The organism is Actinomycetota bacterium (genome assembly GCA_030650795.1).
In the GTDB taxonomy this organism is placed as follows: Bacteria; Actinomycetota; Actinomycetes; order S36-B12; family S36-B12; genus UBA11398.
Window position 1 is genome coordinate 231,060 of sequence record JAUSDJ010000040.1, and the last position, 22,430, is coordinate 253,489.

Below are 22,430 nucleotides of genomic sequence, written 5' to 3' on the forward strand. Positions count from 1 at the left end.
TGTTCGCCTACTCCCCGGCATTGCCTTCGAAGGGAGCCATTGTGGCTTGACCTTCGGCAGCGGTGTCCTCGCGACGCACGACTGCCCGCACTGTGCGCCACAGGATCGATAGGTCGAGCTTGAGCGAGAGGTTGTCGACGTACCAAACATCCATCGCCAAGCGCTCGGGCCAGCTCACGGCATTGCGCCCACTGACCTGTGCCAGACCAGTGAGGCCGGGACGCACTGCATGCCTGCGTGCCTGCTCCGGTGAGTAGAGCGGCAGATATTCGACTAGCAGCGGGCGTGGTCCGACCAGGCTCATGTCGCCTTTGATCACGGAGTAGAGCTCTGGGAGTTCGTCAAGGCTGGTGGAGCGAAGGGCCTGACCAAATCCGGTCATCCGTTCGGCGTCGTCCTGGCTATTCACCGTCTGTGAGGTTCCAGGGCGCATCGTGCGGAATTTGGCGAGGGTGAAACTGCGCCCCTCCTTGCCGGGTCGCTCCTGTCTGAAGAGCACTGGACGCCCCAGTCTCAGACGCACCAGAAGACCCGTAATCGCCAGAATTGGCAGAGTCAGGACAAACAGAATCAGGCCGGCAATCAAATCGAACAGCCGCTTGCCGAATCCTGCGTACCAACCGCTCACTGCTCCAGCACTCCGACAATGGTTTTGCAGACGAGGCTGATGTCGGCCTCAGTTACTTGAGGGCCGCTGGGCAGGCACAGGCCATCGGCAAAGATCCGGTCGGCGACGCCTGTGAGGTACGACTCTGCATCGGCGAAGACCGGCTGTTGATGCATGGGTTTCCATACCGGCCGCGACTCAATGTTCAGTGCTTCCAAAGCCAATCGAATGGATTCAGGGGCTCCCGGATGCAATGCAGAATCAAATCGAATATTCGTGAGCCAGGCATTGCCCGGACCCCACTTTGGGTCCATGACAACAGCCACGCCATCGATCCCGCCTATTGCGCTGTCGTACTGGGCACGGTTGGCGATGCGGCGCTTGATCATCTCGTCCAAGCGGCTCAGTTGGCCGCGGCCAAGAGCTGCGAGCACATTGCTGAGTCGGTAGTTGTATCCGATTTCAACGTGCTCGTACCAAGGCAGAGGTTCGCGCGCTTGAGTCGACCAGTAGCGCACCTTGCTCGCAAGGTCCGGGTTGTCTGTGACGAACATTCCGCCACCACTCGTGGTCATCACCTTGTTGCCATTGAAGGAAAAGACGCCGGCTTGCCCGAAAGCGCCGGCCGAGACTCCATTGCACGAGGAGCCCAATGCCTCGGCGGCATCTTCGAGGATGGGAACCTCGAATTGCGCTGCAATCGCAGTGATCGCGGCGTAGTCGCAAGTGCGCCCGAATAGATCAACCGGGATGATTGCCGACGGCAGGTTCCCTTCAGCTGCGCGTGCTCCTAGAACTTCGGCCAGCAATTGCGGATCCAAATTCCAGCTCTGCTCCTCGGCGTCTAGGAAGACTGGGCGAGCACCGGCGTGATGCACGGCGAATGCCGTTGCGGCAAAGGTGAGAGTCGGCACAATCACGTCATCACCTGGCCGCACTCCCAGTGCCATCAACCCAAGTTGCAGTGCAGCGGTGCCCGAGGACAAGGCGACCGCGTGGCCAATGCCAGTGAATGCGCAGATCTCGGCTTCAAATGCGTCGACGTCAGGTCCAAGCGGTGCAACCCAACCGCTGCGCAGTGCAGCGGTGACGTACTCGATTTCGATCTCGGTGACTTGGGGTGCCGAGAGATAGATGCGCTCACGCATGCTGCTCATGTCATCCCTCGCATCTGCCACCGCGGCCCGGCGCCGAGCAAAGACTACGCCTTGCAGAGTGCAGCGAAGGGCTCCTGCGAGCGCACTAGTGTCGCTCTATGGCTGCGCCCGTGATCGTGTTCGGCCTCACCGTGCCGATGAGTCTGACACTGCAAGGCCAACGATTTGCCTTGCTCGCAGATGCCGGCTGCGAGGTTCATGTCGTGCTGGGTGAATCACTCCCGGAAGATGCGATGGTCGATCCGCGAGTGCACGTCCACCTCATTGCGATGACTCGTTCGATCTCGCCGATATCTGACATCAGGAGCCTGATTGCCTGGCGGAGATTTCTTCGCAAGCTTGGTCCGACCCATGTGATCGGAGCGACGCCGAAGGCGGCCTTTATTTCAATGCTGGCCGCCAGAAACGCCAAAGTGCCGCATCGGATCATGGAGGTCTGGGGCGGCAGGTGGGATGGCTTCGAAGGTCGACGTGCCCGGCTGTTGCGCCTGACAGACAAGATGGCGATGGCTGCGGCCACCGAGGTGATTGCAGTCTCCAACTCGCTGGCCGATCTCGTGGTGAGTGCAGGGCTCAGCAAGCAGCGGCCAATCGTGCTCGGCTTCGGAGCAACGCAAGGGGTTGATCTCGGGCGATTCCACGCCCCGCAGACAGCTTCCGAGCCCACGGTCGGATTCCTGGGCCGAATCGCCGCAGACAAGGGCATTGACGATCTGCGCGCGGTCATGGCACTTGTGCACGAGCAGCTGCCTGACGTGCGGCTTGCAGTTGCTGGGGATTTCGACAGCGCAGATCCGATCGATTTGAGCACTCGCGATTGGTTGGAGTCCGACTCGCGGGTCAGGCTCGTGGGTCATGTTGCCGAAGTGCCCCAATTCCTTCGCAGCCTCAGCGTGCTGTGCTTTCCGAGCCGACGTGAAGGACTTCCGAATGCCGTGATCGAGGCGTCAGCATCGGAAGTACCGGTGGTTGCTTGGAACGTGACGGGCACTCGCGACGCGATCATCGATGGCCAGACGGGAGCGCTCGTGCCTACCGGTGATTTCGCCGAGATGGCAGATCGGATCTGTGCCTTGCTGCGGGATCCGGTGTTGCGCGCAGATCAGGGTCGCGCAGCTCGCGCACTCATGGCGGATCGTTTTGAAGCTGGAGTAGTGCAGCAGGCATTCATCAAGTACCTGCTTGGCCTCTAGGGCTCCGTCCGACCCGGGCCGCGGCCTTTGTCAGATGCCCGATTGCGGTGGAGTGGTCAAGGCATCACCGCTGCGTAGGCATCAAGAAGTCGGGGGATGACAACGTCAGGCGACCAGGTTCGCTGTGCGCGAGCTTCGGCCTCCTTGCCCCAAGCGCAAGCGTTATCACGATCGTTCAAACAGGTGATGATCCCCGTTGCCAGATCATCGACATCGAATGGCTGAGCCAGATATCCGGTGCTCTTGTGCGCGACGATGTCAGGAAGCCCACCGATATTGAAGGCGGCGACTGGGCGTCCCATCGTCTGAGCTTCCATGGCCGAGAGAGGCATGTTGTCCTCTCGGCTCGGCACCACAGTGATATCGGCTGCGGCGTAGTAATCAGCAAGTCGTTCATCACCGTCGATTGAACCAGCCCAATGCAGCGGCACTCCGCTGGGTGATTGGTGATCAGGGCTTGCTGGACCAAGGATGACAACCTCGACCCTTGGCATTCGAGCGCGAACTACGGGAAGGGCCGCTTCGAGAAGATCCCATCCCTTGCGCTCATCAGTGATGCCGCCTGAGCTGATGAAAAGGATGAGGGGGATATCGGCGGGAAGCTGCAGACGAGCACGGGCTGCGGCCTGATCCGCATCGGGCTTGAAGGCACTGCCGAGTACATGCGGCACGCGAACCACGGGCGCAGCACGGAACAGCGCACTGCGCTGAAGGCAGTCGGCCATCCAAGAGCTAGCGGCAGCAAAGGTGATCGGCCGCCGCCAATCGCGGCGCTTTCGCTCCCAGGCCCTGCGGTCCAGGTCAAGGCCGCCCTCGTTGGATGGTCGATTTTCTCGGGTGTAGCCGGCAACCCAGCGAGCATCGGGGGCTGTGCTGCCGTAATGCTCGGTGCCCGAGAAGGGCCACATATCCACCAGCGACCAGACGATCGGCTTGGTGATGAGACCGATCTGACGAATTGAGAGCAGCCCGTCGGTCACCCAGTGCAAATGCACGACATCAGCATCGGATTCATTGATTGCTCGAGCGCTGATCGAGCTGAAATACGCCGGTGATCGCCAGGATTTGGTCGGTGAGCGCTGGAGGCGCCATGCGCGCTGATCCAAACTGCTGTTGACGCGAAATCGGAACGGATGCACAGGGGTCTCGCCCGCTGCATTGTGCTGATTGCGCCCCACCCACAGGCGGGAGTCCATCCCCCGATCGATCATCGATGAATGCAGTGCAAAGGCCGCTCTGCCCGCCCCGCCATTTGCGTCATACGTGCTTAAATGGAGGACGCTGGGTGGCATTGGGCCAAGGTACCCCGAGCATCGGCATAGGAGAGGATCGTTCAGTGGACCTCGCCTATCTCCTTGGATATCTGCTGCTCGCAGGTCTCGCGTTCTATTGGGGACGCAGCACTGCCTGGTGGGTCATCTCCATTGTGGCGAGCATCTCGATCGCAGGTGGCATCGAAAACCTGGCCATCAGTTTCGACATGCATTGGACCCGTTCCTCGCTGCAATTGCTGCTGCTCGCAGCACTGGCAGTGCCTGCCGCTCTGGCGTGGCTGCGCCGCGGTGACTCGCCATGGGATTTGAAGCGGCAACTTGTCACAACGATCCTGCCGACGGGCGCTCTGCTCGCCTTCGTGATCATCTTGACCACCCGCTGGACAACTGATCCTGCCTTCCTGCACCCAGTGAGCTTCCTGATCGGCCATTCGGTGGCTGAGGACAACGCCAAATGGCTGGACTTCACTTCGCAGTTGGCAAGCGGCCAGGAAATTGTCCAGTCGATACCCATGGGCGGCCCACTGGCCTTGGTCATGGTGTTCGTCGCCACGCTCATGGGCGTTGTCTCGTGGATCATGCTCGGTGGATACAACGAGGTGGCCGTCGCTGCGAACACCGTGGTGATGGGTCAGTACTTCTTCGTGATCATTGCGCCACTGGCCTTGGCGCCGCTGGTCGAAGCCAGATTGCGTCGCAAGGGCGATGACCGACGGATCCCGGCACCCTTCATCTGGCTGTCGGCAATCGTGATCGCAGCCGGCAATCTCGTGGCCATCGGCTACGGACACCTGACTTTCCAGTACGTGGTGCTCCTTGCAGTGCTGTGGGCAGCAACCTTCCTAGCCGATGTCGACCTTCGCCGTGCGCGCCTGCTCACATCACTCGCGATTGTCATTTCGGTAACGGTCTGGTTCCCGATGAATGCACTGTCCGCCTTGGTCTTGCTTGGGTGCGTTGCTGTCGTTGGCAGCCGACTTGTCAAGCGCCGCGAATTCGACTGGGTGGCAATCGCACTTGTTGTTGTCACGGCCGTATGTGTGTGGGAGCCGATCTGGAGCTCGATCTCCTATGTGCTGGAATCAACACCGACGGCAGCTGGCCCAGTCGATGGCGGCGCGCTTGGGGTCGTTGCGGGCGTTGTCTTTGCAGGTCTGTCTGACTCCACTCTCTTCGCCGCCGGTGGTGGCACCGATCAAACCGGTCCGATCCTCGCGATCATCGCGGTGACGACCCTGGTAGGCGCTGTCGCATACATCGGTGGGTGGGCGCTCACGGCGACTCGTTCCGTCTACATGCGTTTCTTGCCACTTGGCTTGCTGATTGGCATGGCACTTGCCATCACCTTCCTCGACGCCTGGGCAACCGGCGGTGGTCCGCACTACGGCGCTATGAAGTTTACCTTCATAGCCTCACTGGTAGTGACAGCCACCTGCCTGCCTGTTGCGCTACTTGTGTTGGCACCAAAGGGTTATCGCGGTATAGCACCACTGCAGTGGGTGGCTCTGGTCATCGTCTTCTTCCTGCTCTCGATCGACACAGTGCTGCCGCGCGCGCTCGCCGAGGCCCGTCCGCAAGCGTGGTCGCCAGCGATCCCATTCGACAACGCGAGCTCGTACTGGTACCCGGCCGAAGTGAACGGCACCGGTACCCAGCCGATCGCCACCAATCCAGTCGCCTGCGTGTACCTGCCCCAGGGAGCGGGCGCACCGTCGGCACTCACGCCCACGCGCATCTCGGATCCGCAGCGCGTCTACTCATGCTCACGACTGCTGGCTGGCCTCTCCGCGAGCGATGCTGGCGCCCAGCCCATCGTCGACTGGCTTCGGCGGGAGTGGTTCACCAACACCGAGGCGTGGAGCGACGTCTACGACTCGCTCGCAGGAATGTCCGCCGATGTTCTGGCCAAGCCTGTGATCCTGCTCGACGAGGGATCCAACGTGATCGGCCTTGACAGCATGGGCGCGCTGCTCCAACGCTACCCGCGTACTGCTTCGATCAATCAGACTTCATAGCGGGACAGATTGCGGTCGTGCGCACGCAGATGGTCAGTTAGGCGACCCCGTATAGGGCTCCAGGTCGTGCACAATAAAGCTGCCGTACCGAGATGGCACCATCGTGCACAACGCCATCGGTCCCTGCCCGCTCGACATGGAGGCGGCGACATCGTCAGAAAGGAACACGGGAAGTTGTTCGCCTGCAGCTGTTGAACTCACCCTCATAAGACTGCCCGACGGCAACTTGAGCAACTGCTGCTGCATCCAGTCAAACTGCGGCAACGAACGAGTAGAGGTATTCGCCAGCTCTCGCCAGGCCGTTGGACCGCTCGCAACGCCGCTGCCCCAGCGCGCCTGTCCGACGATTTGATATTCCTGAAGGCTTGCGCCTTCACTGCACGAGCGGGCAAGGAGGATCGTCTCGCCTTTGACATGTCCTTCGACGGCAGCCCCGACGACGACCGTTATAGCGAGGAGGCCGAGAACTGCGGCCGGCCATCGCCGCGGTTCTCGCGCCGGCGTTTGCTGCGCTCGAGTCTTGGTGCGCACCCCGATGAACGCTGTAACTGTCGCACCGATTGCTAGCAAGATGAACGGGATGCTTTGCACCATGTGTCGCTGCTGTTCGTCTTGTCCAACGAATGCGTAGAAGGCGACAAGCCCTGCGAGAGTGATGAGCCCGAGCCAGAGTGAAATCTTCAAGGCTCGTAGTTGGCTAGGTGCGATGTCCTGTAACACACTCGGCATTGTTGCTCCGCGCCGCATGCGCACCACCGCTACGACGAGTGCCACCGCCAGGAGGACTGAAGCCAGCAACAGCAGGGTGGCAACTGCCAGGCCGATAACGTTCAGAAGGAAGGTCGAATCTGCGAATTGCCCTGCTTTCCAAATGCGAGCCGGATAGGGGATGGTTAGCACCTTGTTGAGGTATCCGCTGGTGAGAAGCTCGCTCGTGTTGCTCAGACCTTGCCGAACCAAGCCAAGCGGATTGTCCCGGACCGCCTGAATCGCGCCTTCGCGCATGAGATCGGCGAAGTGCTGCGACTCCAGGCCAAGACACTGATCTGGAGTGCCAGTTGGGGCACAGCCGACTTCCGGAGCGAATCGCGCGTAAGCCGCTTCCCATGTGTCATTGGCAGGCGTGGCTGACGAATAGACAGTGGACCAAAAGTTTGTCGAATGGCCTGCGTTGGCCCACCCTGCCCACCGCAACAATTGGTCCGGCAGCCACCACAGGAGACCGAAGCCGACCGCCATTAGAGTCGTCGTAGACCAGCGACGGCTAGCCCGCCAAGCCGCGACGACTGCCCCTGTCACGATTGCCAATGTCAACAACGGATTTCCGGGCCTCATCTGTAATGTCAGGAGAGCAGTACCTCCAGCAACGAAGGCCCAGATCAGTCGCCCGGACGCGAGGAAACGCAACACTGCGGCCGCACTCAACAGTGTGAGTGCCAAAGCGGAACCTTCGATGCTGAGCTGCGTGCCGTAGTAAGCGATCGGCCACACTCCGAGCAAGGCCACGAGCCACATGGTGAAAACGCGGACTGGCAGCGCATTTTGCAGCGCGCAAAGGAACCACCAGAACAAGGTGGACAACAGCAGCGTCTGCAGCACGATTACAGCGGAAATGCTGGTTGGGGCGGCGGCGAAAACCGGTGCCATGAGGAACATGGTCAACGGTCGTCTCAGACAAAACTCCAGATTCTCCGGTGTTGAGAAGTGAGCCAAGGCACTCGCGCAACCCGACCATACGTTGGGATCAGCGACTGGAAGTGAGCTCGCGATCGATCCACCGAACCCGAGATGTGCCCACTGCGCAACCAGTACGAGGGCGACTGGCACGAGCGCAAAGAACCCGAGAGCAACAGGCGACATCATTTTCCTGACTTGCGCGCCTTCAACTGGCGCGGACAGGGTCTCAGTTGGACTCATCGGGCGAGACTTCCACATTCCTACGCGAAGCCGTGCGCACCCCACCCTGGACGATCAACCGGACCATGCGCTGCTGGCTTAGGGCGCTGGTGAGGTGACTCAGAGAGCACGGTCTTGCCGGGCCCCCAACGGAGACGATTCAAGATCGGAGCGTGCACACTTAACCCAATTGCTAATCAGCGTGCCGCTGCTGCCTCTCGAGTACGTCGAGATGTACTCGCTTGGCACCAGCCACAAGCGGCATGCGCACAAGTGGTCGCGTGCTTTGGGCATCTGTAGGTATGAGGCGCAGGTCGCGGGATTGCGCCGATGCACTTGCATGAGCGCCGTAGGCAATAGGAATGCGCGTTCGCGTGACGTCTTGCATCGTTGAGATCACATGCCCCAAGGACACAGACTGACCGGCAGCGATCACCACGGTCAGCGGCTGGCCATCAAGCTCGGCGGAGCGGTTCAGCCACATGCAGATCATTGCTGCGGCATCGTCGACGTAGAGGTAGTCACGCAAGGTGTCGAGCGAGACGAACATGGTGATCGGCACCCGAGTGACTGAGGCAAGAGCCAGCCGTGAGATCAAGCCCTGCAGTTTGGTCAGATCTTGACCGGGGCCATAGAGATTGGAGAGGCGGCCAATGATTACCTGGCATGAAGCGCCGAGTCGTTCGATCGCAAGTCGCTCTTGGTCGAGTTTGAGCATTCCGTAGGCACCCAGAGGGCGCGGATCTGTGCTCGCGTCAAAAGGCGGGCTGCTCGAACCGCCATAGACGCCACCGGCCGAAGATGTGATGAACACAGTTCCTGAATCCGGTGGCAGCTCGGCACGGACCGCTTCGATGAATGCGCTGAACACCGTCAGCTCACGAGCGGTTTCCTCTGCTGTGCTGGAAGTCGTTGCCTGCCCGGCGGCCCAGACGATGGCCCAAGGAGCAGTTCCGGCCTGTCGAGCGAATTCAGCAGTCTGCGCCTGCAGGGTGGCGATGGCCAGATCTGGATCCCGCCAGGGCACAGGTCCGGGCTGGTAGGTCAAATCCAGGGCGCGCACAACAGCGCTGCCCAGCAGGCCACCAGCGCCGATTACCCAGGTGATCACTTGTTGTCGCGCGACCGCTCGACGGCCGGATCGAAGGTATCGGCGGGATCTCGCACGACGACGTAGAGCGGCTTGCCCAGGCTCATGTTGGTGGCTGCCCCAACGTATTGCGCGACGATCCCAAGGCTGAGCAGAATCGCACCGCCGATCACCATGAGAGCCACGAACACACTTGCCCAGCCCGTTACCGGCACTGCACCGGTAAAGCGCTTAAAGAGCACGTACAAGCTCACCAAACCGCCCATGAGCACGAAGAAGATGCCCAGCCAGCTGACGAAGACCAAGGGCTTGGTCCCGCTGGAGATGACCAGACGTCCGAAGTGTGAGAACAGGCGGCGGTAGTTGTAGTTCTCAGCCTTGCGACCTTCTTGTCGAGCTTGGACGGGACAAGTGGTGACGTCGGCTACCACCCAGCTGAGGGCGACATCGAGATACACGCCATTGCCGGTGTAGGCCGCGACTGACCGTCCGATCTCTCCGAGCACCAAGCGGTAGCTGCTGAATTCGGCGAACTTCGAATCTGCGAGCACATTGGTGAACAGGCGTTTGGCCGTTTTCGAGCCCAGATTGCGTATCGCGCTGTGGGGTGGCGGGTTGGTCGGGGTGCCGTAGACCAACTGCGCACCGTGCGCGTATGCGGTATCGATGAGATCAGGAATGAAGCCCGGATCATGCTGGCCGTCCTCATCCAAAGTGACGATCCAGTCGCCACCTGAAGAAGTCATGCCGGCCAAGGTTGCCGCGTGCTGGCCGAAGTTGCGCGAGAGCCAGATTGGCTTGATCCACTCATAGGTGCTCGCCAACTCGCGGATCACCGCATCGCTGCGCCCCGGACCCCGATCCCAGACCAGCAGCACCTCACTGATGCGGAAGCTTCGGCCGGTCCTGGTGTGCTGCTCAGCGATGAGCGGGACAAATTCGGCAATGAGTGCTGGGAGGGTTTCTTCTCCGCGGTAGACCGGAATGACCACGCTGACGTTTAGGGGCAGGGTCTCAGCATCCTGGATCCCTTGGCTCACGCGGCGAGTCTAGGCGAACTCACTGGCGCGGGGCCTGACCTGAGTCGGCTCAAGTTGATTTGAACCCACCTTTGAGCCGCAGCCACCCGTACGCCGCTCGACGCAAGGCCGTTTGGATGCGGGCACCGCGTCGTGCTTTGCGGATCTCGATGGGGTTGAGCGCAGGCTCGGCGATCGCGGCATATTCAGACTGCCATTGCCGAAACTGCGCGAGCTGCTCCTTGGCCAGTCGGGTGGACCAGGAACTGGCGCTCACCCGGAAAGCACCGATTGACTCCAGTCGAACGACGACATCGCCTTGCGAGGCGACCCGCTGGTAGCAGTCAAGATCGAGTACGAGCGGGTTCGCGTCATTCCATGGCATCGCCGCCAGGAGTGGATCGCGGCGAAAGAGCACTGCAAGCGGTTCGCCAACCACATTTGTGCCCTGCAGAAAGCTGGTGCGCGTCACTTGATCGCCTGGAACCAGCCCGGGATGCAAGCCTGCGCAACCGCGTTTGGGATACAGGAGATTTCCCTTTGCGTCGATGATGTCTCGCTGCGCGATCGCCATGACAGCCGAAGGGTGAGCTTCAAGATCGGCCACCTGCTTGGCGACGGCATCAGGAGTGAGCAGATCGTCTTGGCACACCAGTTTGATGAGTTCCCCGGCCCCGGCTTGGGTTGCCAGAGTCCAGTTGCCACCGGCCGTGGGGCGGCCTGGCTGTTCGATGATGCGCACGCGTGGATCAGTCAATGCCCGCAGGAAATCCAAGGAACCGTCGGTGCCACCACCCACGCTGAAGACAAACTCCAGATTCGGATAGGTCTGAGCCAAGAGTGAATCAGTCAATGAGCTGAGATGCGGCATTCCGTTGTAGACCGGAACGACAACCGAGACCAGGGGTGGCACGCGGTTAGTATCGCGGTCTATGAGCCGGTCATCGTTGATCAGGGTGATCTGGTGGTTATCCGGGCTCGTCTTCGCTCTGAATGTTGTTGCGATCGTCCAAGTTCTGCGCACGGCATCTGACCCAACCAATGCCTCTGCTCCGAACTATGTGCCTACCGCGCTTACCGCCCTGGCCGTGTTCGTGGCGGTCTTCGGAAGTGTCGTACTCATCAAGAGATTCGACCTCGAATTGAGCAGGGCATTGGCGTGGTTGGTTGGCGCTGTTTCGCTCGGCTTCGCATTGATTCCCTGGCTTCTCCTGACCTACGGCAACGCCGACACTGCCGCTCTGCTCTACCGAGGGCTGCGGATCCCTCAAGGAATTGAGCGGTTCTGGGATCTGGCGTTGGTGCTGCGCAGCATCGACTGCAGTGCAGTGGGCGTTGATGTCTTCGCTGAGCACAACGGCTGTCTGCAGGATCCGGCGATCTACGGCCCGGGAATGTTGTGGCTGCAGCATGTTCCTTTCGGCATCTTCTCGTTCACGCATGTACTGGTGCTCGGGGTCTTGATGATGGTGATCTCGTCTGCTGCCCTGCTTTGGCTGGCTCGAGAGTCGCGCGGGATCGGGCAGGTCGTGCTGCTGGTAGCGGCGTTAGGTGCGCCTTGGCTGCTGTTGCTTGAGCGCGGCAATGTCGACGCGGTGCTGATCTGGGTTGCTGTGCTCGGTGTCATCATCGTGCGGCGTTGGCCTTCGTTGATCAGTTGGTCGGTGTTGGCCGCATTGATCTGGCTCATGGGCACGTGGAAGTACTACCCATTCGCGATGGGTTTGATGCTCGTACCGATGCTGTGGATTCGACGCGGCTGGATTGTGTTGGCCGCTTGGGTGATCGCGTCGGGTGGTTTCGTGCTACTGACGTGGACGAACTTCAAGTTCAGCATGCAGTCGAACTCCAAAATGATCGATGTCGGAGACTATGTGGTGCTTGGTCGGGTTCCCGTTGTTGCGCGCATGCTGCACGCGGAGTTCCCCACGCACGGAATCCAGACCGGCGATGTGCTGATCGTGCTGCTTGCCTTGGCGGCACTTGCCTGGGGCGCAGTGATCGGCTTTAGCTTGTTGCGTCGAAGCAGCCGTGTGGACATTCACCTCTCCATGCTGGCAGCTGCTGGCAGCGCGGTATTTCTCGCCAGTGTGCTTGTCGGAGGATTTGGGTTCGCCTACAAGGCGGCATTTCTGCTGCTGTGCGTGCCGCTACTGGCGACTTTGGTCTACAAGCTCGGTCGACCATACGTATTTGCAGGTCTTGCCAGCCTTGCACTCGTGGGGGTGTGTTCAATCGTGGTCTGGAACACGCTGCTTGCCAGCCTTGCCGGTATCACCGCGGCATCCTTTGCATTAGGGATGAGTCTGCTCCTCATGCTGTGGCGGTCTGGTGCCGATCAAGCAATCACAGCAACTCCGGCAGTGCCATGAGTTCCGCGGATCGGCCCTCCTTTCGTGGGCGGCTGGGGGCTCTTGCCTCTCATGTGCTTCCAAATATCGACGAACGCGCATGGCGCCGGGCTCGACGATCTCAGGTAGCCGAACTTCGAAGCGCGGGAGCGGGCCTCGCTGAGATGCACTGGCCAAAAGCCGAGGCGGCGCAGGTCGATGTCAGCGAACTTCCTCCGCACATAGTGGTGGTGCCGATGGATGGACCCTCGCGAGAGACCTGGCGTGCTGCCGGCGGCAATTTCTTCTACGAGATCCAGCGGGCTGCGCGCGAATACTTGCCCGCAACGCCCGTCACGATCTTTCACATAGCAATTGACGAGCCCGCTTCCTCATGGCACCCGCGACTGGCCGAGTTCTTGATTGAGGTCAACGCAACCCACCTGATCGCACAAGTCGAGGCAGATCCGGAGCGTGCCGGCACCTGGACTTGGGATCTCTTGTGGTCTGACCTGTCTCGCCATTGGCACGGAGTCTTGCTGGGAGTGGTCTTCGACTCGGCTTTTCGAATGATCACCTTGCAGAGCCGGGAACTTGCGCGGATTTCCTCGCGGTTCCTCCTCGTTGACATCTGCATGCCGATGGATGGTGTGCTCAAGCGCGGGCGGGTTGAAGTAGGCCCTGTGAATATGCCGGTCTCCAATGAATCCCTTGCCGTCATTGATGAGCGAACTGCGGCCCTGCCGAAAATTCACGATGTCTCATTCATTGGGGCGCTCTACCCCAGCCGGGTGGCATTGATCGAGCAGATTCGTGGGCTCGGAGTGAACATTGCCGTCAATCCGCACCGAACTGATCAGGCGGCCGACTTCGCGGCCAGCCGCAGCAATCAGCCGACCTATGTGGATTACATGCAGGCGCTGGCGCAAAGCCGAATGACGATCAACTTCTCTGAATCCAGCGCTGGCGGAGCACAGCAACTCAAGACGCGGATACTTGAGGCAACTGCTGTCGGTTGCTTTGTCCTCACCGATGATCGTGATCGCACAGAGCGCTTTTGGAGTACATCAGACTTCGGCTCCTTCACTGATCCTGATGAGCTTCCGGCATTGATTTCTGCCAGGCTTGACGATCTCAATGCGCTCGAAGCCGCAGCATTACGCAGCAAGGCTCGTGCACGACAGATCAATGACTCCAGCTTCTGGGGAGGCATTCAGGCTGGGCTTGCAGCGCGGGGCCTGCCTCCGCTTGATCCAACTGGAACTACCTGATTCGGTAGAGCTTCCACTTCCCATCGAGGCCGGTTGCCACTGGCTTGCCGAACAAGTTCTCGAGTTGGCCTGAAATCACTTCCGGCTGCTCGTATCCCCGGGTGTCCAGATGGATCGCGCAGAAGCCCTTTTCCTTGAGTTCTGGAATGTGGAAACCGCTCACTCCGTCGGTGAAAGCCAGTTGCCAGCTGCTGGCTGATGTGTCGCGCATGGCGCCGTAGGAGAAGTTCTTGTCCTTATTGGTCAGCCCGACGAGGAAGTGGTCGTAGTCATTGAGATTCGGCTCAGCAATGCCATTTTCCGGGTAGATCATGATCGGCAATTGGAAGATCCCACAATGCTCTGGAATCGCCTTGTTCACAGCAGCGGCGTAGGTGGCGCCATGTTCGACAATGGATCTGCCTCCACGAGCGACATCGTCGTAGAGGCCCTTCCACGGAGCGATGCTGTCGACAATCGTGATGAGCACAATGACTGCGGCGATGACGAAAGTCACCACATGCTTGCGCGTCCAATTGGCACCCGCGATCGTTCCGGCGGCACCAAGGATGAAGAGCAGCAACATCAGCGGTAGCAGGCGGTTCCAGTCGCGAATCTGCGTGATCAAGAAGTTCGCGATCAGGAAATTCAAACTCCATGGTCCAAACACCAGCACCATCAGCATCAGCAAGTAGCCGATGAAGGTAATGCTGGGGCGTGGGACTGAATCGATTGGCGTCGAGGTGTTCATCGCCCGGCGACGGACATAGCGCACGAGTCCGAAGATGAATACGAGGAGACAGGCGCTGGTGACCCAGGTCCCGTAGTTCGTCAAGAGGTTCTGTTCCTGGGCGGGAGCCTGCGAAAACATGGTGCCGATGAAATTGTTGTAGCCACCTAGGAGTGAGTTGTATGGAGCGGGCAAGACGCTGATCGCGAGATCGCCGCCATATTTCACTGTGTCCATCGGATCGCGCTGACCCAGATTGACGACTTCTGGATTGGAGGCGCGCGCCAATATCGAAGGCAGCAGTCCGATGATCGCGACTACTGCCAGCGATACGAGCGGGATGGCTCCGAGCAGTAACTTCTTGGCGCGATCACCTTGGGCCACCCGCCACAGCAGGGATGCAAGCAGAAGCATTCCGGTGAAGAAGGCGTAGTAAATCGCACTCCACCCTGCGAGCACGACCAGAAATGCAGTCAGAGCGAAGTACCACCGGCGTCGTCGTTTGTCCTCGCAGCTAAGCCACAGTTGCAGTCGACCTGAGCCGACGAGCAGTGCGAGGATAACTCCGACCACTGCGCCGTACAGGGTCGCGAGATAGAGGTGGCCAAGGGCGCGTCCCCAATGCCAGGGGATGAATGTGAAGGCAACTGCGAGTGCGATTGCCAGCGGTCCGCGCAATCCCATAAGTCGTATCGCGGCATATGCCATGACGGCCACGATCGGAAAACTGAGGATCAGCAGCAGGTTGATGCCGATGAACGGCTGCCCGGTAATGAGTGTCACGATCTGAGCGAAGGTGTTCTGGGTGATGTCCAGCCCAGGGAAGTAGTTCAAGTTCATGCCGTACGGAAAGCCGTAGTGGTTCTCGACCGCGTAGTGCCACCAGTTCCAGGTCTCGCCATTGATGTAGGTGGCTGTCATGTCGCCACCGCTCCAAGGAACATTGATGTCGTTCAGATTCGGCCCAAAGACAACGAGCGAGCAAAGGAAACTGATGACTGCCGTGGCAGAGACTTCAACGATGGTCTTCGTGCGTGAGCTCAGGTTCATCAGCTTGTTCATGCCGCTGTCCAGGTGAGTCGAGTCAGGCACACGTTGAAGCTCGCGAGCTGCTGTTCTGGCCAGGAAAACGCGCTGCATGCCGGCGTTGAAGGATGTGACTGTTCAGGCAGTCCCTGCATGAATGTTGAAATCCCGCCCATTGATGGTCCGTACATCGCAATCACGCTTGGTCGAATTGAGTTGAGTCGCGCCAGGTCATTGCTATCGAGTTCAGGGAACAGCCCGATGCGATTGGGCCCCCACAGTTGCATCCCTGCTGCGACGTAGAGCTCGCGATCTCCATTGACCCAATCACCTTTCACCCAAGTGAGGATGGCGTCATCGCTATTGCTGTTCGCTAACACCCACTCCTGCGCGTGGACTGCGCTGTGCAATTTGTCAGCGATCGGATTGTCGTTGAATGCCCAGTTGTATGGGCTCAGGTAGTACAGCCCAAGGGATTCACGCGAGTTCTGCAGGATCTGGCCACCGATCAGCAGCACTCCTATCGCAAGGATTGCTGTCTGCAGCGTGAATCTATGTGGGCTGAGTGCGATCAGCGCAATGGCCACAGCGACCAACAGCACAGCCAGCAACTGACCTTTGTGCAAGCCGATGCTTCCGGGCCAATGTCCAATAGCAAAGTTTGCGGCGATAACTAGGCCAGCAAGCACAAGAGCCGAGACCGACCATCGTGCCGGTTCCGAACTCCGGGCCGGTGTGGTGACAGCCGTGATGCTGAGTGCAAGTGCAATGAGTGCCGGCGGCCAGAGCATGGATTGATACAGCGGTGCTTCCAATGCGATCCCGCCCATCAGCGGGGAGAAGACGAACATGAACGCCAAGCTGCTCGCGCTGATGGCGAATCCCAGTTGAGCGGCCTCGGATCGACGACGCATGAACCAAATGGCGAAAGTGACGATCAGGATCGCAAAGGGAACGAGCATTGAGATATCGCGGGTCCAGATGGGTTCCTTGCTGGCAAAGTCGCTGAGCTTGATGCCCTGCGCATCGAGGTACGCCGAGAACCAATTGAGTTCGGGGTACAGGTACTTGCCGATGCCAAGAAACAGAACGAAGGTCGCCAGGATTGCGATGGCAGTAACGAAGAGATCAGTCAGGTGAACAGTTCGACGCTGAATGCGAATGACCAGCCACACGACACCGGCCAGGAGCACACCGGGCGGGTTCACCATCACGAGCCAGCCCATGACCACTCCAGCAAGAATCGCGGACTTGCGACTGTCGAACATCGCCGTGGCAATCAAAGCGCTGGTGCCAGCCAAGACTGGCCCAGTCACGTAAGGATTGGCGAGATAGCTCAGCGGAACGCTGCTGAGACAGATGGAGGCGGACAGCACAGTTGCAGTCAGGGTGCTGGAGAATTTTCGGGTAGCGACGTAGGCACCGGCAACGAAGATGCCGAGCAAGAGCCAATGCCATAGGGCCAATCCGGGCCAGATGCCGAAGACCGTAGTGAGCGCATGCGTTGGTCCGATCTCGCCCAGACGAGTCCAGAAGTAGGAGTTGTCGTAGGCGCGGTCGCTTACTTCACTCCCGAAGATTCCAAGTGAGGCGTAGAAAGAAGAGTCAGGGGTGTCCAGACCGGCCCAGCGCTGAGTGGTCAAGACCAGAAGCAGCCAGACGGCTCCGGCGCACATGAGATCGGCCCAGCGGGCGGCAAGCCACTTTCGACTGGACGTCAGCATGAAGTGCAGGGCGCTGCTTAGCGGGCGTAACTAACAGTGAGCTCGCCAGTTGCGAACACCACATATGGGCTGAAGGTATTGGTATGAAGTTTGAGGTTCATGTAGTCGGCAACCTCCTGACTGGCGATCTTCAAATCCATCCCAGTGAAACTTGAGTTGACAGAGTAGATCGTTGGCAGGGATCGGAAGCTGGCAATATTCGAGATGGCGAAGAGGCGCTTATTCGTCTTGTCTGGCATCACGCAGTCCACTACGCGCACCAAGGTATCCACGGCTGGATTGAGGCAGTTGATGAAATCGCCAGTCTTGGAGTTCGTGATGCGCAAGGAGCCGCCAGTGAAAATGGCGGTCTTCTCATGCGCGACGACGGGGAAGGCAACTATCGCCTGAGTGCCGTTGTTCTGGGTGATGTAGACGGCTGGCGAGAAGCCTGAGACCTTGATGTTGTTGTACGCCCACGTCGTGAGGATGCCGGGACCAGTGGTAAAAGTGAACGCGCCAGTGGCTGGCGGCGCCGTGGAAATGGGATCTGCCTGCACTGCACTGGGCAGAACTGCAAGCGGTCCGACCACAGCAGCCATGACCACGACTGTGCTGAGGATTGCTTTGACGCGCATGTCAGCAAGGATAACCCCGTGAAACCAACACCGGCTCCGGCCGCGACTGCGTTGCTTGAGCAGTTGAGTGCCGTCGTTGGTGAGGAGCATGTGCTCACCGAGCATGATCAGGTCGCCAGCTATTGCATTGACTGGACCAGACGTTTCTCTGGCGAATGCCTGGCCGTTATTCGTCCGGCTTCAACCCAGGAGATCGCTGCAGTGCTCACGCTCTGCAATGCCGCGGACCAGGCCGTGCTCATTCAAGGGGGGAACACCGGTTTGGTCGGAGGTGCGGTCCCGCCGCGTGATGACAGTCCGCCACCGATCATTCTGTCCACCACAAGGCTTGTCTGGATCGACCCAGTAGACCCACTCACTGGTCAGCTCACCGTGCAGGCCGGAGCCACTCTGGCCGCCGTCCAAGAGGCGGCTCGACTTTCCGGTTGGGAATATGGGGTCGATCTCGCGGCCAGGGACTCAGCAACCATTGGTGGCACCGTTGCCACCAATGCAGGCGGAACTCAGGTCGTCGCCTATGGCATGACCAGAGCGCAATTGGTCGGAATAGAAGCAGTGCTGAGCGATGGCACGCTTATCTCCCATCTGAGTGGATTGTTGAAGGACAACACAGGTTTCGATCTCGCTGCTTTGCTCTGTGGCTCCGAAGGGACCCTGGGAGTCATTACGGCAGTTCGTCTGCAACTGCATTGGCCGCACGGCCCCACATCGCTGGCAATGGTCGGTTGCAGTTCCTATGACGAAGCCTTGATGCTGATGACAAGTGCTCGGGCGTCGAGCCAACTGATCGCGGCCGAGTCGATCGATGCAATGGGAATGGAGCTGGCGGCAACGGCATTGGGCCTGGCTCCACCTCTTCGAGAGCAGTGGCCAGTCGTTGTGTTGATTGAAGTTGCCGATGGGGGTGACGCCTCTGGCCTGCCGCTCACTGATCAGCACGACGCGGCCTTGGCCCTTGACCACACGGATCAAGAGCGCTTGTGGTCATATCGCGAACGGCAGGCGGAGGCCTACGCAACTCAAGGGCTGGTACACAAGCTTGATGTCTCTGTTCCGCTTGAACAGATGCAGACAGTGCTCGCAGATCTCACCGCATTGATGAGCGCTGATGCACAGGTCTCGTGCTTCGGATTCTTTGGCCATCTGGCCGATGGCAATGTTCATGTCGAATTCATTGGCCCCGATGCCGCCGAGTCATCTCTTTCAAGGTCGATCCTCGAGCGAGTGGCGCTCAGTGGCGGTTCGATCTCTGCTGAGCATGGAATTGGCAGATTGAAGGTCGAATACCTGCATCTTTCACGCTCGGAGCAGGAGATCCGCGCAATGCGTGCCATCAAATCAGCGTGGGATCCCAAGGGGCTACTCAACCCCGGTGTCCTGTTTAGCAAGCTCACTGACTCGTGAAAGGCTGAGCCAGTGGGCTCGGATTCGCAATCGCGGACGCAGCCGCTTGTCATCGCTCATCGTGGCTCGCATGAATTCGAACCCGAGCACAGTCTTGCTGCGTACTTGCGTGCCGTGGACGAAGGTGCTGATGGCATTGAATGTGATGTGCGACTGACCACTGATGGCACTCTCGTGTGCATGCACGACCGTCGCATCGATCGCACGAGCAATGGCGACGGCACGGTATCGGCTATGCGCTTGCATGATTTGTTGAAATACGACTTCAGTGAGCCGGAAGAAGATCTTGCGTCTGTCACCCCTGCGCTGGATGAGCGCAGAACAGTGTTGACCCTTCGAGTGCTGCTCGCCGCAATGCTCGATTCCTCGTCGACGATGAGCTTCTCGATTGAGACCAAGCATCCCAACCGCTTTGGCAGATATGTCGAACTCGAACTGCTCGAGGAGCTGCGCTATTTCGGTCTGGTGCGTTCGTCGCCCCGAGATGCCCGGGTTCGCGTGATGTCCTTCAGCTCTTCTGCAATCAAACGCGTGGCAGCCCATGAGCCTGGCGTCCCCACGGTGTATCTCATGAGGAGAATCCCGCCTTGGCGCCAGACCGGCGCCCTTCCGGGCTCCGCCCATATTGCTGGCATCTCGATCGAAGCCTTGTTGAAACGGCCGCAGTTCGTCTCCGCTGTTCAGGGTCTGCACGGTCAGGTGCATGTCTGGACGGTGAATGATGCTGAGCAGGTCACCGCGTGCTTGAGCCTTGGTGTCGATGCGATCATCACCGATCGGCCTGGGATGGTGCGCGCCCAGATGCTTGTGCATCCCTAAGGTTCGGGCATGGCAAAGAAGAAGGCTCCTGTCCGTACGGCCGCGACCATTGGTGAAGATGGAGCCACCCCTGTCGTTGGAATGCGTGAACCCTGTCCATGTGGATCCGGCAAGCGCTACAAGGCCTGTCACGGGCGAGCAGTGGAGTCGGTGGATTCAGCCCGACCTTTCGAAGGATTCCTCTCTGAGTGCGACATCGTGGTGCTGCGTGAATTGGTGCCATCGGCCACCGTCGCATTGACTCTGCGGGATTCTCCCCGAAAGGTCACACTGGCAACCGTGCTGCCGATGGCGCATCCGGGCCTGGTGCGGTCCGACGGTGAGATCCTGCTGGGGCTTCAGGTCAATACGAGCACTGGCAATGCCAGCAGAGATCTCGCTCTTGCTCTGCAATTGGCGCTGGATACAGATCCAGGAACCACGGTGCCACCGTCCCGCGATACGAGCAGCAGCCTTCGCTTGCAGGATCTCGTAGAGACTGACAAGGCGCTGGACATCAAGGTGCATTCGGACTTCGACTACTGGGTCGATGCCGAAAAAATGACCGACGAGATAAAGGCCTCACTCGAAACAGCAAGTGCCCACGCGAACCCAACTGAGCGACTCACCTCGGTTGGCGCCGCCTACTGGACGCAGATGGGGGACAAAGAGCATCTGCGTTGGGGTATGCCGATCGCTGAAGGGGCTTTGCTCAATGCCCTGGCGCGTCTTGAAGTTTCCGGCGAGAGTTCTCTCGGTGATGGAACCAAACTGGTGGGCATGTTCCGCGCTCAAGGGATCATCGTCCCGGTCTGGGATCTTCCGCTGGGATTCGGTGCCGCCGCGACAGAGGCACCAGCGCTTGCATTCTTGGGAAGGCTGACGAGCGCGCTTGAACTGACAGCTCCCCTGACTGATGCTGAGCGGCGTGCTCGGGCGCTGCTGATCACCAAGCAGGTCACGCTTCGCGAGTAGTCACTCGGAGATGTGTTTGCGTAGCTCCACGGCTGAGGCCGGATGAATGACCTCAGTTCGGCGGAAGCGCGGACCACTCCAGGGAGCGGGCGCAACATCGAGTTTGAGTGCCATGCCATAGGCCGGGAACTCGTATTCCTTGCGAATATTGCGGAACATGGCCCAGGCCTCGTCGAGATCACGGTCGATCTGCATCCCTGACTCGCGGATCATTGCAACCGCTCGATCGAATTGATCCCGAGTCAAAGTCGAATTGCGTTCACGATCAAGTCCGAGTTGCAGTTCATGCATGCGCGTCATCGAGAAGCTGCTGTCCGCCGCTGAAGCTGCATGCACGGCGCGAAGGTCGTCATTCCACGCTGGCAGATGCGTGTTGACTCGTGGCGAGCCGCTCTTGGGCGGAAGGTAATTGCCGACAATCGGGATGCGATGCCGACCCTTCTTCGGGGCGCCGAGCACCAGGTAGAGGGTCTCGAAGGCTTGAGAGCCTTGCAGCAACAGGCGGTACGCGTCGTGCCTCTCTTCAGACTTCGTAAGCGAGATCCTCAACGCCGCAGCGTCGAGCATGGCGAGTAGGGCAACGACGTAATGGCGATTTGCGCGGGAGCCACGCACGTACATCAGCGTGGGGTAGGTCATGTGGGTCAGTCTCAATCGCGCAGACCACTCGGCCCACTCCGAGAAATGTCGTGGTGTTTCATCCGCTGCCCCAGCAAGCGAAATGCGCGCAAGGTATTCGGGACCCCAAGTTGGTTCGCCGCCGATGGTGCTGATGGTCGTTACGAGCACCTCGCGCTCGAGATAGGTCTGGAAAATTGTTGGCAGATAGCCGATGAGCATCGCAATGATGACCGGACCGGTCGTGGCGGCAACGAAATCGATGATCGTCTGGTCTTCAGTGGTGCCGCCGGCAAAGCCGAGGGTCAGCAGGCTTGAGCCGGACTGCCGCATGGCCTGCCCGAATTCCATCCCGCTGATCCCGTAGATGAGCATCGCGTAACCGATGAGAAAGCCGATGAGCCAAGCGAGCAGCATCATCAGGATCATGACCGGCCCTGTCCAGGCCAGCACCTGATCGCGACCCTTGTAGGTCCGCCGCAGGGCCGAGATCCCTCGAGTCGTCCACCACACGACCCACATGACGAATCCACTGAGAGAGGACTGCAGGGGACGCGGAACGATGACTGTGCGCAGCAGGCTGACCATTGTGATGATCACAATGAACAGTCCGATGAAGAAGATTCCGGTGCGCGAAAGGATGTCTGAGACTGCCAGCGGCTCGGCGGCCAGGACGGTGAGCACGAATGCGAGTCTAGGCCGAAGGA

18 protein-coding genes are annotated in these 22,430 nt (G+C 59.6%); 7 read left to right on the top strand and 11 right to left on the bottom strand.

What is annotated here, in order from left to right; genetic code table 11:
• Positions 1-7: 7 nt before the first annotated feature.
• Positions 8-628 carry a sugar transferase gene (locus Q7L55_13020; GenBank protein MDO8733472.1) on the bottom strand — a complete coding sequence of 207 codons (621 nt, stop codon included), beginning with the start codon at positions 626-628 and terminating at the stop codon, positions 8-10.
• Positions 625-1,755 carry an aminotransferase class I/II-fold pyridoxal phosphate-dependent enzyme gene (locus Q7L55_13025; protein ID MDO8733473.1) on the bottom strand — a complete coding sequence of 377 codons (1,131 nt, stop codon included), beginning with the start codon at positions 1,753-1,755 and terminating at the stop codon, positions 625-627. The genes Q7L55_13020 and Q7L55_13025 overlap by 4 nt, the downstream gene beginning before the upstream one ends.
• A gap of 107 nt (positions 1,756-1,862) precedes the next feature.
• On the opposite strand from Q7L55_13025, the gene Q7L55_13030 reads away from it, so the two are divergent.
• A complete protein-coding gene (locus tag Q7L55_13030; protein ID MDO8733474.1) occupies positions 1,863-2,957 on the top strand; it encodes a glycosyltransferase family 4 protein in 1,095 nt (364 codons plus the stop codon).
• Between the two features lie 56 nt (positions 2,958-3,013).
• Here Q7L55_13030 and Q7L55_13035 read toward each other — a convergent pair whose 3' ends face one another.
• Positions 3,014-4,249 (bottom strand): glycosyltransferase, encoded by a 1,236-nt coding sequence (locus Q7L55_13035; protein ID MDO8733475.1) that lies wholly within the window; start codon positions 4,247-4,249, stop codon positions 3,014-3,016.
• On the opposite strand from Q7L55_13035, the gene Q7L55_13040 reads away from it, so the two are divergent.
• Entirely contained in the window at positions 4,243-6,246 is a 2,004-nt protein-coding gene (locus Q7L55_13040; protein MDO8733476.1) for a hypothetical protein, read from the top strand. The genes Q7L55_13035 and Q7L55_13040 overlap by 7 nt on opposite strands.
• Before the next feature lie 33 nt (positions 6,247-6,279).
• Here the strand turns inward: Q7L55_13040 and Q7L55_13045 are convergent, their stop codons facing one another.
• The 4 genes from Q7L55_13045 to Q7L55_13060 all read right to left on the bottom strand — a co-directional run bounded on the left by Q7L55_13045 (position 6,280) and on the right by Q7L55_13060 (position 11,164).
• Positions 6,280-8,163 (bottom strand): hypothetical protein, encoded by a 1,884-nt coding sequence (locus Q7L55_13045; protein ID MDO8733477.1) that lies wholly within the window; start codon positions 8,161-8,163, stop codon positions 6,280-6,282.
• Between the two features lie 172 nt (positions 8,164-8,335).
• Entirely contained in the window at positions 8,336-9,253 is a 918-nt protein-coding gene (locus Q7L55_13050) for an NAD-dependent epimerase/dehydratase family protein (GenBank protein MDO8733478.1), read from the bottom strand.
• A complete protein-coding gene (locus Q7L55_13055; GenBank protein ID MDO8733479.1) occupies positions 9,250-10,272 on the bottom strand; it encodes a glycosyltransferase in 1,023 nt (340 codons plus the stop codon). Before Q7L55_13055 ends, Q7L55_13050 begins: the two co-directional genes overlap by 4 nt.
• Before the next feature lie 49 nt (positions 10,273-10,321).
• A complete protein-coding gene (locus tag Q7L55_13060) occupies positions 10,322-11,164 on the bottom strand; it encodes a glycosyltransferase (GenBank protein MDO8733480.1) in 843 nt (280 codons plus the stop codon).
• 19 nt (positions 11,165-11,183) lie between these two features.
• Here Q7L55_13060 and Q7L55_13065 point away from each other — a divergent pair, with 19 nt between their 5' ends.
• Positions 11,184-12,623 (top strand): hypothetical protein, encoded by a 1,440-nt coding sequence (locus Q7L55_13065; GenBank protein ID MDO8733481.1) that lies wholly within the window; start codon positions 11,184-11,186, stop codon positions 12,621-12,623.
• Positions 12,620-13,852 (top strand): glycosyltransferase, encoded by a 1,233-nt coding sequence (locus Q7L55_13070; GenBank protein MDO8733482.1) that lies wholly within the window; start codon positions 12,620-12,622, stop codon positions 13,850-13,852. Before Q7L55_13065 ends, Q7L55_13070 begins: the two co-directional genes overlap by 4 nt.
• Here Q7L55_13070 and Q7L55_13075 read toward each other — a convergent pair.
• Genes Q7L55_13075 through Q7L55_13085 form a run of 3 tightly spaced genes read right to left on the bottom strand, consistent with a single transcriptional unit; the run spans position 13,845 to position 17,928 of the window.
• Positions 13,845-15,623 (bottom strand): hypothetical protein, encoded by a 1,779-nt coding sequence (locus Q7L55_13075; protein MDO8733483.1) that lies wholly within the window; start codon positions 15,621-15,623, stop codon positions 13,845-13,847. The two genes, Q7L55_13070 and Q7L55_13075, sit on opposite strands and share 8 nt — an antisense overlap.
• Positions 15,620-17,311, bottom strand: a complete 1,692-nt coding sequence (locus Q7L55_13080; protein MDO8733484.1) for a hypothetical protein — start codon at positions 17,309-17,311, stop codon at positions 15,620-15,622. Before Q7L55_13080 ends, Q7L55_13075 begins: the two co-directional genes overlap by 4 nt.
• A gap of 17 nt (positions 17,312-17,328) precedes the next feature.
• Positions 17,329-17,928, bottom strand: a complete 600-nt coding sequence (locus tag Q7L55_13085) for a hypothetical protein (protein ID MDO8733485.1) — start codon at positions 17,926-17,928, stop codon at positions 17,329-17,331.
• A gap of 18 nt (positions 17,929-17,946) precedes the next feature.
• Here Q7L55_13085 and Q7L55_13090 point away from each other — a divergent pair, with 18 nt between their 5' ends.
• The 3 genes from Q7L55_13090 to Q7L55_13100 are packed head-to-tail and all read left to right on the top strand — an operon-like array spanning position 17,947 to position 21,105.
• Positions 17,947-19,332 carry an FAD-binding oxidoreductase gene (locus Q7L55_13090; protein MDO8733486.1) on the top strand — a complete coding sequence of 462 codons (1,386 nt, stop codon included), beginning with the start codon at positions 17,947-17,949 and terminating at the stop codon, positions 19,330-19,332.
• Positions 19,333-19,344: 12 nt separating this feature from the next.
• Positions 19,345-20,151 (top strand): glycerophosphodiester phosphodiesterase family protein, encoded by an 807-nt coding sequence (locus Q7L55_13095; protein MDO8733487.1) that lies wholly within the window; start codon positions 19,345-19,347, stop codon positions 20,149-20,151.
• 9 nt (positions 20,152-20,160) lie between these two features.
• Positions 20,161-21,105, top strand: a complete 945-nt coding sequence (locus Q7L55_13100) for a DUF5926 family protein (protein ID MDO8733488.1) — start codon at positions 20,161-20,163, stop codon at positions 21,103-21,105.
• Here Q7L55_13100 and Q7L55_13105 read toward each other — a convergent pair whose 3' ends face one another.
• Positions 21,106-22,407, bottom strand: coding sequence for a hypothetical protein (locus Q7L55_13105; GenBank protein ID MDO8733489.1), 1,302 nt, complete (start codon positions 22,405-22,407; stop codon positions 21,106-21,108).
• Positions 22,408-22,430 lie beyond the last annotated feature (23 nt).